Genomic DNA, 11622 nt, shown 5'->3' with positions numbered 1-11622 from the left:
GGCAGAAGAAGAGACAAAAGCTCTGCTGTCAAGCGGGTGAGGAAACCCCACCCGCCTACGCGGTGGGGTAGTTCATAAGTGTAGGGGCACCGGTCAGGCAGATCCTGAAGAGAAAGAGGCGTTTCTCTCACCACCAGGAGCAGTCCTTTTCGATAGGCCTTTTCCATCGCTTCAGCTAGGTAAGCTTTGAGGCTAGGGCTCTCCGCAATGAGCTCCTGGATCTCCTGTCGCTGTTCGATAATCGTGGCTTGCCAACTTTTGCCGCGAAGCTGGGGCTGGAACTGCCATTTGAGGAGGTGCCCCAGCAGGATCCCCAAGCGATTGACCAATTCGCGGCGCTCTTGCCTGCCCAAAGCCTCGATTTCCTCCGCCAAATGCACGGTGTCTAGCTGCTCCAGCCGGCCTGCCCGCAGCAGCGCTGCCTGCTCCTGAGTCCAGGCATAGAAGTCGCGCTCGTAAAGCTGCATGTCCACCCCCATCTGGACGCTGCCCGGGTATCAACCAATCCTACTGGCTCTAGGAGAAACAAGTGGCTGAGCGCGGGGGAGCTGGCCTGCCTTTAACTGCCGCTTGAGCCAAGAGTCCGCTAGACTAAAATCTGGACATCCCTTTTGCAACTCTATGGCCGACCCTCTCACCCCTCAGGTTAGCGAGCGCATCTGCAAGCACATGAACGAAGACCACGCCGATGCCCTGGCGCTCTATGCCAAAGTCTTCGGCCAAGTGGAAGGGGTGACGCAGGCTCGCATGCAGGCCATTGACTCAGAAGGGATGGACCTGCAGGTAGAGGTAGACGGGGCCCTACGAACCCTGCGCATTCCCTTTGAGCACCCTCTCAAAGATTCTGAAGATGCCCACCACACCCTGATTGCCATGCTGAAACAGGCCCGTGCTCGCCTCCGGCAAGCCAGTAGCTAATCTGGGCCTGGCAGCAAAAAAGGAGAAGACCCCAGCACTGGCTAGCCAGCCGAGGCCGGCAAGAGACGGGTCTAGTGAGCTTGCTGCAGGAGCAGATCCAACTTGCCCTGGGCCTCAAGGGCATAGAGGTCGTCGCAGCCGCCGATGTGCTGGTTGTTGATGAAAATCTGGGGCACCGAACGGCGCCCGTTGGCCCGCTTAGCCATCTCCGCTCGCGCCGCCTCATCCCCATCAATGGCGTATTCGATGTACTTGACTCCCTTGCGGTCTAGCAGTTGCTTGGCGCGAATGCAAAAAGGGCAAAAACGCCAGGTGTAGATCTCAACAGCCATAGGGAGATAACGAACGCTTTCACATAGCTTAACATTTCTCTAGAACTGGGATCCCTTAGTTGGCCTCCTTCCAGTTGTGGCCAATTTGAATATCCACCACCAGCGGTATGGAGAGGGGCACCGCCCCTTCCATTTCTCTTTGAATGAGGGGCTGTAAGTCCTGCCATTCTGAGGGCTCTACTTCAAATACCAGCTCGTCGTGAACCTGCAAAAGTAAACGCGAACGAAAGTTCTGGAGCTTTTCCTGCAGGCGCACCATAGCCACTTTGATAATGTCTGAAGCGGATCCCTGAATGGGGGCATTCACAGCAGCCCGCAGCTCGGCTTGTTTGCGGTGGCCCGATAGCTGAGACAAATTGGGGAAATAGCGGCGGCGACCCAGGATGGTTTCCACATAGCCGTGTTCTTCCACAAAGGCTTCGGTGGCGCGGAGATAGGCAAAAACGCCAGCATAGCGCTCATTAAATCGCTGCAAGAACTGCTTAGCTTCTGCCAGCGATACTCCTGCCGTGCGGGCAAAACGCTGGGCTCCCATGCCATAGATCACGCCATAGTTAATCGTCTTGGCAAGGCGGCGTTCCTCACTGGTTACCTCTTGCTTTTCAAAGAGCAAGCGAGCGGTTAGGGTATGCACATCTTCCCCGGAGCGAAAGCACTCGAGGAGGGTTGGCTCTTGGCTGAGGTGGGCCAGGATGCGCAGCTCAATTTGTGAGTAGTCAGCCGAGGCCAACAGCCATCCTTCCTGGGGAATGAAGGCCTGGCGAATGCGGCGGCTAAACTCGCTGCGGATGGGGATATTTTGCAAATTGGGGTTGGAGGAGCTGAGCCGGCCAGTGGCAGTAACGGTCTGGTTAAAGTTGGTGTGCACCCTGCCTGTATCGCGTCTTACCAGAGCTGGCAGCGCATCCACATAGGTGGATTTGAGCTTGGCCAGAGTGCGGTACTGGAGAATAGTTTCAATAACTGGGTGATCCCCTTCCAGCTTCTCTAAAACAGAAGCGTCGGTGGAGTAGCCGGTGGCTGTCTTGCGAGTTTTTCGGACATCTAGCTTGAGCTTTTCAAAGAGTAGGGATGCCAGTTGTTTGGGAGAGTTGAGGTTAAAGACCTCCCCCACTTGGGCATAGGCCTTTTGCTCCAGGCTTTGTAGCTCTTTTTCCAGCTCCTGAGAAAACTGCTGGAGAAACTCAGTGTCGATACGGATACCAACCCACTCCATTTCTTCCAAAACATGAGCCAAGGGCAACTCCACCTGGATAAAAAGATTCCAGAGGCGTGGGTCAGTCTGTTGCAGCTTCTCGGTGAGGATAGGCACCAAGCGATAGGCGCAATAGGCATCGGTGCCGCAATATTCTGCCACTTTGTCAATGGGCAGATCGGCAATGGACTTTGCTTTGCCCAGCAACTTTTCGTAGCTGGTGGTGGGCAAATTTAAATAGCTAGCTGCCAAGTCGGCCAAGTTGTGGCTGGCCTCTGGGTTGAGAACATAGCTGGCCAGCATGGGATCAAATTGGATCCCTTGTAGGCGGATGCCATGGGCGCGAAAAATACTGAGATCATACTTGCAATTTTGCAGGCTTTTGGGCCGATTGGGATCCTCCCAAATAGGCTTTAGGCTCTGCTTAGCTAGGTTCCAGTCCAGGTTGGATCCCTGGCGGTGACCAATGGGCAAATAGGCCACATCCCCCTCTGACCAACAGCAGCCAATTCCCACCAGTTGGGCGTCGCGGGGATCCAAACTCGTGGTTTCCGTATCCCAGGCTACGATCCCCGAACAGGCCAACAGCTCTTGCCGCAACAGCTCCAATTGCTCTGGTGTATCCACAATGCGCACTGCCGGCAGAGAAGGGGCGGGAGCAGCGGGAAAATCAAACCAAAGGGCCTCGTCGTAGGCAGAGCCATCCCCTTCAGCTTCTAGGGAACCTGTCCTGGCTGCAGTTGCCTGAGGGGGGATCCCGCCCAAAGTAGCCTGGAGTTTCCGCACTTGAGTAATGAAACTGCGAAACTCTAGTTTCTCCAGCAGCGGCAGCACTTCCTCTGGGTCAAAGCCGGTCAACCTCATGCCCTCCCAGTCAGGCACAAGGGGGACGTCGCAGTGAATCCGAGCCAGAAATTGGGAGTGCCGGGCCGCCGTGATCCCTTCCCTAAGGTACTGCTGGACTTTGCCAGGGATCTCCTCCAAATGGTTGAAAATCTCCTCCAAGCTGCCATAGCGCTGCAAGAGCTCTGCCGCTCGCTTGGGGCCAATCCCCTTGACGCCGGGAATGTTGTCGGAGGGGTCACCACAGAGGGCTTTGTAGTCGACCACTTGCCAAGGCCAGATGCCCAATTTCTCTTTGACCTCTTGGGGGCCAAATTCGCTGACGCGATCCTTGCTGTTGAGGTGCAAAACCCTAATTCTTCCCTCGCGGTCAATCAATTGAAACAGGTCCTGGTCACCGCTTAAGATCTGCACTCGATACTTTTGGGGAACAAGCCTACAGAGAGTCCCCAGAATATCGTCGGCCTCAAAGCCGGGCACTGCCAAAATGGGAATGCGCAGCGCCGCCAACACCTGCTTGAGGTTCTCCACATCTTCAAGAAACTCCGGCGGCGTTTCTGGGCGGCCTGCTTTGTAGGTTTCATCAGCCTCGTGGCGAAAGGTGGGCTGCCGGGTATCAAAGGCAACAGCTATATGGGTGGGGGGGTACTTCTCCAGAACCTCCAGCAGCGATTTCAAAAAGCCAAAGCTAACACTCGTCGGGATCCCGGTGGAGGTGCGCAAGCCCCCCTCGCGACTGTGGGCAAAGGCGTAAAAAGCGCGGTAGGCCAAGGAGTGACCATCGACCAAGAGCAGCGTCGGAGTGGGTGCAGCCATCGGCTTAGACCAGGAACTAAGTCCAGCCTAAGGGATCCCGACCTGGACAGGGAGCCGCTCCCTAGGGCCGCCAGGGAAACTGGCGAAAGTTAGGAGGGCGCTTCTCCAAGAAGGCGCGTTTGCCTTCGGCAGCTTCCTCGGTCATGTAGTACAGCAGCGTCGCGTCCCCGGCTAGCTCCTGCAGCCCCATCTGGCCGTCGCAATCGGCGTTGAAGGCGGCCTTGAGGCAGCGGATGGCCAGGGGACTGTGCTGGAGGATCTCCCGCGCCCAGCGGATCCCTTCTGCCTCCAGTTCCTCCACAGGCACCACCGCATTGACCAGGCCCATCTCTAGCGCCTGGGCAGCTGTGTACTGGCGGCAGAGGAACCAGATTTCGCGCGCCTTTTTTTGGCCCACCACTCGTGCCAAGTAGCTGGCCCCAAAGCCACCGTCAAAGCTGCCCACCCGCGGCCCGGTTTGGCCAAAGATGGCGTTGTCGGCGGCAATGGTTAGATCGCAGATGAGATGCAAAACATGGCCCCCGCCAATGGCGTAGCCGGCCACCAGCGCAATCACCACTTTGGGCAAGGAGCGGATGATGCGCTGCAGATCCAGGACATTAAGACGCGGGATCCCGGCCTCGTCCAGGTAGCCGGCCTCCCCCCGCACGCTCTGATCCCCGCCGGCACAAAAGGCATATTTTCCATCCGTATGCGGCCCGGCGCCCGTCAAGAGCACGACTCCTATATTGGGATCCTCCCGCGCATCCAGAAAGGCATCGATCATCTCGGCAACCGTCTTGGGGCGGAAGGCGTTGCGCTTGTGGGGGCGGTTGAGGGTGATCTTGGCAATGCCGTCGGTCTTCTCGTAGAGGATGTCTTCGTAGAGCTTGGCCGTCTGCCACATGGTGTCTTGGGGGTTCCTTTTCTTCGCCAATCCCTGCCCATTATCCGCGCTAACCGTCTGCCTGAACGAGGGATCCCACCAGCCCTTCCAGGGTGTACTCCTGGGCCACCACATCTACCCGCCCCAAGATCTGCCTGCAGGTTGCCGCCGTTTTGGGGCCGATGGCCGCAATCTGCACCGGCGGATCCCAGACTTCAGGGCCCAGCCCGGCCTGGTGGAGGAGATGGGCAAAATGCTGCACGGTTTTGGAGCTGGCAAAGGTGAGGATATCCACCTGGCGCTCCTTGAGGGCAGCCACCACCTGGGGATCCGCTGCTGCCGGACAGGCCGACTGGTAGGCCGCCACCTCCACCACCTCGGCTCCGCGTTGCCGCAGCCCCTGCACCAGCTCCTCCCGTCCTCCGGATTCGACGCGGGGAAAGAGGATGCGCTGCCCCTGCACTGGCTCCGGCCAAATGGGCAGCAGGGCTTCAGCCACAAACTCAGAGGGCAGCAAATCTGGGCGGATGCCGTACTGGGCCAGTACCGCCGCCGTTTTGGATCCCACCACTGCCACTTTCAGAGAGTAAAGAGCCCGGCTATCTCGCCCCTGCTGCTGCAACCGCTCGAAAAAACCCTGCACGCCGTTGGCCGAAGTCAGGAGCAGCCAATCGAACTTCTCCAGGGCGGCAATGGCTGTATCCAAGGGATCCCAGCTTGTAGGCGGCTGGATGACCAGGGCAGGCATTTCCAGCACCCGCGCCCCCTGAGTCTGCAGCAGCTCGCGCAAAGCTGGCGATTGCCCCTCAGCCCGGGTGACCAGCACCGTTTTGCCTGCCAAAGGAGCCGGTGGCGGTAACGGTGGGATCCCCGGCAAAAACTCCTGCCGCAGCCGCACCACCTCGCCCACCACCAGTAGGCCAGGCAGCTTTTCTGGCTCCAACCCTTCCCCCTCTTGCAGCTCTGCCAGGGTGCCCACCCAAACCTGCTGCTCCGCCTGCCCTGCCCCCCAGATCACGGCGGCGGCACGCTCCGGTGGGATCCCAGCTTGCCTCAACTGGGCCGCAATCTGCTGCCGCTGCCGGGATCCCATCAAGATCACCAACGTATCCAACTGGGCCAGAGCGCCCCAGGGCAGGGCCTCCAGCTCGTGGGCGGTCAGCACGGCAAAGGCGCGGCTCAAGTGCTTATCGGTCAGAGGGATCCCTGCCCACAAAGGGCCGGCCAGGGCCGACGACAAGCCTGGCCAGATCTCAAACGGGCAGCCCGCCTCCCGCAGGGCCTGCACCTCCTCGCGGGCACGGCCAAAGATCAAGGGATCCCCCGCCTTGAGGTGAACCACCTGCTTCCCTTCCCGGCAGCGCTGGATGAGCCAGCGGATGCCCTCCTGCAAGCTCGCTGCTTCGGAACGTCGCCACACCTGCGCCTGGGGGGGCAACTCCGCCAACAAGCGCGCGTCCACCAGCTCATCCACCCAAACGGCCTCAGCCCGCCGCAGGATCTCCAGCGCCCCTTGCGTCAGGCCGTCCCGCCCGCCCAGCCCCGCCCCCACCAGATACACCTTGCCCATGCTGCTGCACCCCTTCTCTTGCCCTCTACCTGTTGATCCTGCCGCAAAAGCGGGATCCCGCCTGCTTGGCAACTCTTCCTCCAAGCTGAGGCAAAAACCACCTGGTTGCGAGATACTGAAAGCGTTGCAGTCTGAGGATCCCTGCCCATGGCTAGTGTGACTGCAGAGCTCTGGCCCCGACGGCGCTTTCTGGCCAGTGGAGCTGCTCTAGTGGCAGCAGCAGCGGGATCCCGCCGCTCCAGATCCCGGCCCCTGCGCTTAGTCACCAACTGGTACGCCCAGGCAGAACACGGGGGCTTTTACCAGGCCCTGGCCCTGGGCATCTACGCCGACTACGGCCTGCAGGTGGAAATCCGCATGGGGGGAACGGCGGTTAACGTGCTGCAACTGCTGGCTGGAGGAGCAGCGGACTTTGTCCTCGGCGGCAGCCCCGACGCCCTGGCGGCTCTGCCGTCAGGGATCCCCGTGCTCACCGTGGCCGCCTTTTTCCAGAAGGATCCCCAGTGCCTTTTGGCCCATCCGGGCGTGGGCATCGAGCGCCTGGAAGACTTGCGGGGCAAGCCCATCTGGGTCTCTCCGGGAGCCAACCTTACCTACTGGCCTTTCTTGCGGGCTAAGTTCGGCTTCAGCGACGAGCAAAAGCGTCCCTACAACCTCAGCCTCACCCCCTTCCTGCTGGACAAATCCTCTGCCCAGCAGGGCTATGTCACCTCCGAGCCCTTCCGCGTGCGCCAGGAGGGCGGCTTTGATCCGGTTGTCTTCCTGCTGGCCGACTACGGCTATTCCCCTTATGCCACCACGCTGGAGACTACCCGCCCCTTTGCCGAACAGCACCCGGAGGAGGTGCGAAAATTTGTGGCCGCCTCTATCCAGGGCTGGCAGAGCTACCTGGAGGATCCCCGCCCCGGCAACCGCCTCATCCGCCAGGACAACCCCAACATGAGCGAGGCCCTTCTGGCCTATGCCCACCAAGCCCTAAAAGACTACGGCCTCCTCACTGCTGGCGACGCGGCCACCCTGGGGATCGGCGCCATGACCCACCAGCGCTGGCAGACCTATTTTCAGGAAATGGTGGCCCTGGGAATTGTCGAAGCTGGCCTCAATGTCCGCCAGGCCTACAGCCTCGACTTTCTCCCCGCTCCCGCCGCCTGAGTTACATCACCGCCAAGCTCTGCAGCCGTGGGGATCCCTGCATCGCCAGCTCATGGCGCCGGTGCATCTGCTCTGTCAGCAGGTAGGCCAGAGGCGGGCAGCCACTCAGCCGCTGCCGCGGATGGGGCAGTTGGTCGTTGCCGAAGGTGTGGCGGTACTCCTCCGAGTCGATAAAGGCATTGACCATGGCCTGAAAGCCCTGGCGCACCAGAATGTCGTGGTAGGCCGCCACCTCCTCCTTGCTGGCCGGGGCCCGTCCCAAAAAGTGCTTAAAACCCTGCTCCACACAGCGGGTGTTGCAGCCGGCACTGAAAAAGAGCTGCCGGTAGAGCCGGGATCCCCCAATTTGGCGAACCAACCGCTTGATCCCAATCCGACCCCGCAGAAAGTCCTGCTCGATTTTCTCCAGCTCTCCCGCCTTCTCGTGCTGGTAGGGCTGGCGTTCCAAAAGCTGTTGGTAGGCAGCCCGCAACAGGTTTTGCAACGTTTGCGGATCCCGCTGGCGTAGTTCCATAGCGATAGCTCCCAAGCAACGCGACCGACAAAAACCGATTGGGCAAGAGGTCAACTTAAAGAAACGATGAAGATGGAGTTGCTCGATACACTTTTACAATCGGCATTAACCAGATCCAAAAATTGTCAATGCCAACCCGGAGACCAACTGAGCAAAAGCCCTACTCAAGATTTATCTTGTCGATAAGTTGAACTGGGGAAGCTTGCGATAAATGTTTACAAGAAGGCCCCAGTTTTTTTGAGTTTACGTGATTCTACTTTCCAGCTTTCTACATGGAGAAACTTTTCGTACTTACCCGTAGTTAAAGATTGTGACGTTTTGATTCCCCCAGCCTGGCCAAAATCCAGAATACGAGTAGGAACTGATTTTTCGCTTGCATTGCTTTTGCGGCAGGGCGTATCTGCCGGCAGAGTTTTTGTCTGCCTTGAAGTTGGGGATCCCACCTATGGTGAAACAAATCCGGCTAGATCCTCTATCCCGCGTCTCGGAGGTGGATACCTACAGCAATCTGCTGTCGGCCATTTTGTCGGAGGAGCTCCATGTCTCCAAGGAATGTAACGGCCGCGGCCTCTGCGCCACCTGTCATGTCTACGTCAAGGAGGGCATGGAGAGCCTCACCCCCATCACCCCCCGCGAGGCCAAAACCCTGGAGACGATCACCAGCGCCCGCAGCAATTCCCGCTTGGCCTGTCAGGCACGGGTGGTGGCCGATGGGGTGGTGGTGGAGCTGCCGCCGGGGATGTACGTGAACTCGCTGAAGGATATCGAGGTGCTCATCGGTCGGCGGGCCGAACAAGACTTGCTGCACCCCCGAACAGGGCGCGTTTTGGTGGAGGAGGGCAAGATCATCACCCGTTCCACGATCAAGCAACTGGAAAACGAAGACTTCCGCATCATCGGCAGCACCCTTGCCCAGACCCGCGAGGCCTAAGGGATCCCAACACTCTGCTTGGGTTCCTGCTGCAGTGGATCACGGCTCAGTTTTGTTGAGGAGAAAGCCATGGCCAGCGTTACCACTCGACCGGATCCCCGTCCCGCAGTCACCATGCCGGTGGGCCACGAAAAGCACGCCCACTACAGCTACCGCGATTTCTTCCGCTTTAACCGAGAGCAAGGCACGATTATCGACTGGAATAACACCCAAAACCTGCTGCTTAGCGAAGACTTCATTGTCGGCCTGCAGGCAGGCCTAGAGCAGGAAGTGGGCGATGCCTCTGCGGCGGTGATGTACACCATCGGCAGAGACTGGGGCATGCGCGATGCCCAGCATTTTTCCCAGTGGTATGAGCGGGAGTACGGGATTGGGGTCAAGCAGTCCAACCTTCTGTTTTTGCTGGAGACCTGGTGGTGGCCTTTTACGGCGCAAGGCTGGGGCAAGTGGGAGGTGGAAACCGAGTCCAAACAAAAAGGGTTCCTATTCATCAACCTGTTTGACTCGCTGGTGGCCCGCACCCTGGGCGATGTGGGCAAGCCAGTTTGTCACCTCTACGCCGGGCTATTTGCCGGATTTTTCTCTGCTATGACTTCCCGCGAGCTGGCTTGCATCGAGATCCAGTGCTACGCCATGGGGGAGACCTACTGCAAGTTTTTGCTGGGCGGGCAAGAGCGCATCGATGCTGCCAATTTCTGGATGAGCGAAGGGGCCAGCGCCCGCGAGATCGAGCAGCGTTTGCACCAACTGTGAGGTCTGCCTGTGGCTTTTGCAGTCCTTCCCCCGCCACTTTGGAGAAACGCCCATGGTCACCCTCAACCTAGACACCGATCTGGACTTAACCCAGCCGCTGGCGGTGTTTTTACAGGGGTTGAACTGGGATAACCGGCCCTTGGCCAAAGCTCCCTTCGCTCCAGAATCGCTGTCGGACTCCCCCCTGTTCTTGGCCCAGTCGGTAGGGCAGTTTTTTGCCGGCTGCAATTGGTCGGGCGTCCGCCCGCGCCCTGAGCCACCGCCGGAGCTGCCGCCAGAGGATCCCTTTACGCTTGAGGATTTTGCCGCTTTGTTTGGTGGAGCCTTGCTCTAGCCCCGCTTTGCCCCAACTTAGGTTTTGCTTCCTCGAGCCGCTCGATCTTTTGACTCGTTTTGAGACTGGTTTTGAATCGGGTTTTTTAAGGAGACCTCACCCATGAATGACCTTCGCCCTTGGCCAGAGCGCATTGCCGATCGAGAAGGGGATTACCTGACGCCCGACGATCTGCAGGATCTCATCCGCTACGCTCTCTCCTTTCAAGAGCGGCTGGATCTCTACCAAGTCTTGCAACAACAAGAGCTGGCGTGGATCGAGAAGGTTCTGCAACAGCACGGGTACAGCGGTGAGGCAGAATCCTCTCTCACCCCCACTCAGCGCCTCTTGGCCCGGCAACTGGCCTTCTGCTTGCGCTCCCTGGGCCTGAGCTTGTTGTTGGGGGATCCCCTGCCCCTGCGGCAATGGAGGTGTGGGGCGATGGAACGGTATCTGGGTTTGCCGGAAGCGCTCCGGCAGTTGCAGGCGGTGGTGCAGGGATCCCTGCCGGCGGAGCAGCAGGGTTTGCTTGCCCCCTACTGGCAAGCGCTACAGGCTGTCTGCACCCCTTCCCCAGAGCGGCTTGAGCCGGAATTTGCTCCTCAAACCGAGACTGCAGCTCCGTCGGAAGAAGCGCTCACCCTGATGCAAATGTTCGTCTAAACCAAGGGGGCTTCCTATGAATTCAATGGTGACCGCGCTGATGCAACAAAGTGAGGGCCGCTATCTGCGCCCAGACGAGCTGAAAACCCTACACGCCTATGTGGAAGGGATCCCCAAACGAGTCCGCCTCTATCAAGTCCTACAGGCCAAAGAGCAAGAGCTGGTGGAGCGCGTGATGGAGAAGTTCCAGCCGATGATGCCGAATTTGCCCCGCCAACATGGGCACCTGGCCTGGGAGCGTTGCCGCCGCGATCTAAGCATGGTGTGGCGCTACTGCTGCCTGGCCATGGTGCTCAACGATGAGGATTACCTGCGGGATAAGTTGCTCTACTGGCTGGAGACGATCCTGAAGTCCTTCAAGATGCGTGACCAGTGCCAGCCTGCCTATAAGTTGATGCTCGACTCCCTCAGCGCTGTCTTCGGCCCCGAAGAGAGCGAGGCCATCCGCCCCTACGTGCTCTTGGCCAAGTCGATGCTGGTCAACTGAAGTCAATGGACTCTCGATCCATCCACCAATTACTGTATACAGCCCACTCCCTGCTCATCCATTCCTTGCTCCCTATGGCCAGATAAAGGCACTCCCTACTATCCCAGTGCTCCGTGCTGCTCGCCCAAGGGCTCCGCGCCGCTCACGCGACCACCCCCAGCCCCTCTCCCAGAGGGAGCATTCCCTCACCCCCCGCCCCACACCCAGGGGCACCCGTCCCTCCCGCCCGGCGGGGATACACAAAAACGAGGCCAACACGCAAGGGATAAT

At 59.2% G+C, this 11622-nt stretch carries 13 protein-coding genes; 7 read left to right on the top strand and 6 right to left on the bottom strand.

All coding sequences use genetic code 11. The annotated features are described in order from the left end of the window. The coding region (locus NW845_RS10685; RefSeq protein WP_414378484.1) for a DUF29 domain-containing protein at nucleotides 1-467 on the bottom strand (467 nt) is incomplete at its 3' end. A 154-nt stretch (nucleotides 468-621) separates the two neighbouring features. Here NW845_RS10685 and NW845_RS10680 point away from each other — a divergent pair. Then, the gene (locus NW845_RS10680; protein ID WP_414378482.1) at nucleotides 622-918 is read left to right on the top strand and encodes a DUF2470 domain-containing protein; all 297 of its coding nucleotides are present in this window, start codon (nucleotides 622-624) and stop codon (nucleotides 916-918) included. Between the two features lie 71 nt (nucleotides 919-989). Here NW845_RS10680 and grxC read toward each other — a convergent pair whose 3' ends face one another. From grxC to cobA, 4 genes are all read right to left on the bottom strand, one after another. Next, nucleotides 990-1250, bottom strand: a complete 261-nt coding sequence (gene grxC / locus NW845_RS10675) for a glutaredoxin 3 (RefSeq protein WP_414359978.1) — start codon at nucleotides 1248-1250, stop codon at nucleotides 990-992. Between the two features lie 55 nt (nucleotides 1251-1305). Beyond that, entirely contained in the window at nucleotides 1306-4104 is a 2799-nt protein-coding gene (gene polA, locus NW845_RS10670; protein ID WP_414378481.1) for a DNA polymerase I, read from the bottom strand. 61 nt (nucleotides 4105-4165) lie between these two features. Continuing rightward, nucleotides 4166-4990 carry a 1,4-dihydroxy-2-naphthoyl-CoA synthase gene (gene menB / locus NW845_RS10665; RefSeq protein ID WP_414378485.1) on the bottom strand — a complete coding sequence of 275 codons (825 nt, stop codon included), beginning with the start codon at nucleotides 4988-4990 and terminating at the stop codon, nucleotides 4166-4168. A gap of 49 nt (nucleotides 4991-5039) precedes the next feature. Further along, nucleotides 5040-6539, bottom strand: a complete 1500-nt coding sequence (cobA, locus tag NW845_RS10660) for a uroporphyrinogen-III C-methyltransferase (protein ID WP_414378480.1) — start codon at nucleotides 6537-6539, stop codon at nucleotides 5040-5042. Between the two features lie 147 nt (nucleotides 6540-6686). Here cobA and NW845_RS10655 point away from each other — a divergent pair, with 147 nt between their 5' ends. Beyond that, nucleotides 6687-7691 carry an ABC transporter substrate-binding protein gene (locus tag NW845_RS10655; protein WP_414378479.1) on the top strand — a complete coding sequence of 335 codons (1005 nt, stop codon included), beginning with the start codon at nucleotides 6687-6689 and terminating at the stop codon, nucleotides 7689-7691. Nucleotide 7692: 1 nt separating this feature from the next. Here NW845_RS10655 and NW845_RS10650 read toward each other — a convergent pair whose 3' ends face one another. Beyond that, on the bottom strand, nucleotides 7693-8205 hold the full coding sequence (locus tag NW845_RS10650) for a phycobilisome rod-core linker polypeptide (RefSeq protein ID WP_414366302.1): 513 nt from the start codon (nucleotides 8203-8205) through the stop codon (nucleotides 7693-7695). A 445-nt stretch (nucleotides 8206-8650) separates the two neighbouring features. Between NW845_RS10650 and NW845_RS10645 the strand changes: the two genes are divergently transcribed. From NW845_RS10645 to NW845_RS10625, 5 genes are all read left to right on the top strand, one after another. Then, nucleotides 8651-9136, top strand: a complete 486-nt coding sequence (locus NW845_RS10645; protein ID WP_414332440.1) for a 2Fe-2S iron-sulfur cluster-binding protein — start codon at nucleotides 8651-8653, stop codon at nucleotides 9134-9136. A gap of 69 nt (nucleotides 9137-9205) precedes the next feature. After that, nucleotides 9206-9889, top strand: a complete 684-nt coding sequence (locus NW845_RS10640; protein WP_414378478.1) for a V4R domain-containing protein — start codon at nucleotides 9206-9208, stop codon at nucleotides 9887-9889. A 52-nt stretch (nucleotides 9890-9941) separates the two neighbouring features. Next, on the top strand, nucleotides 9942-10223 hold the full coding sequence (locus NW845_RS10635) for a hypothetical protein (protein WP_414332444.1): 282 nt from the start codon (nucleotides 9942-9944) through the stop codon (nucleotides 10221-10223). A gap of 102 nt (nucleotides 10224-10325) precedes the next feature. Continuing rightward, on the top strand, nucleotides 10326-10865 hold the full coding sequence (locus NW845_RS10630) for a hypothetical protein (RefSeq protein ID WP_414378477.1): 540 nt from the start codon (nucleotides 10326-10328) through the stop codon (nucleotides 10863-10865). 16 nt (nucleotides 10866-10881) lie between these two features. Then, entirely contained in the window at nucleotides 10882-11352 is a 471-nt protein-coding gene (locus tag NW845_RS10625) for a phycobilisome protein (protein ID WP_414366307.1), read from the top strand. Nucleotides 11353-11622: the final 270 nt, after the last annotated feature.

It is taken from the genome of Synechococcus sp. H60.2, from assembly GCF_047462315.1.
Classification (GTDB): domain Bacteria; phylum Cyanobacteriota; class Cyanobacteriia; order Thermostichales; family Thermostichaceae; genus Thermostichus.
Note: the sequence above shows the minus strand (reverse complement) of the source record. Positions and strands in the feature narration are given on the sequence as shown.

Bases quoted from the DNA above. Each gene is read 5' to 3' on its own strand.
- NW845_RS10680 (WP_414378482.1), top strand. From the start codon at position 622: ATGGCCGACCCTCTCACCCCTCAGGTTAGCGAGCGCATCTGCAAGCAC.
- grxC (WP_414359978.1), bottom strand. From the start codon at position 1,250: ATGGCTGTTGAGATCTACACCTGGCGTTTTTGCCCTTTTTGCATTCGC.
- polA (WP_414378481.1), bottom strand. From the start codon at position 4,104: ATGGCTGCACCCACTCCGACGCTGCTCTTGGTCGATGGTCACTCCTTG.
- menB (WP_414378485.1), bottom strand. From the start codon at position 4,990: ATGTGGCAGACGGCCAAGCTCTACGAAGACATCCTCTACGAGAAGACC.
- cobA (WP_414378480.1), bottom strand. From the start codon at position 6,539: ATGGGCAAGGTGTATCTGGTGGGGGCGGGGCTGGGCGGGCGGGACGGC.
- NW845_RS10655 (WP_414378479.1), top strand. From the start codon at position 6,687: ATGGCTAGTGTGACTGCAGAGCTCTGGCCCCGACGGCGCTTTCTGGCC.
- NW845_RS10650 (WP_414366302.1), bottom strand. From the start codon at position 8,205: ATGGAACTACGCCAGCGGGATCCGCAAACGTTGCAAAACCTGTTGCGG.
- NW845_RS10645 (WP_414332440.1), top strand. From the start codon at position 8,651: ATGGTGAAACAAATCCGGCTAGATCCTCTATCCCGCGTCTCGGAGGTG.
- NW845_RS10640 (WP_414378478.1), top strand. From the start codon at position 9,206: ATGGCCAGCGTTACCACTCGACCGGATCCCCGTCCCGCAGTCACCATG.
- NW845_RS10635 (WP_414332444.1), top strand. From the start codon at position 9,942: ATGGTCACCCTCAACCTAGACACCGATCTGGACTTAACCCAGCCGCTG.
- NW845_RS10630 (WP_414378477.1), top strand. From the start codon at position 10,326: ATGAATGACCTTCGCCCTTGGCCAGAGCGCATTGCCGATCGAGAAGGG.
- NW845_RS10625 (WP_414366307.1), top strand. From the start codon at position 10,882: ATGAATTCAATGGTGACCGCGCTGATGCAACAAAGTGAGGGCCGCTAT.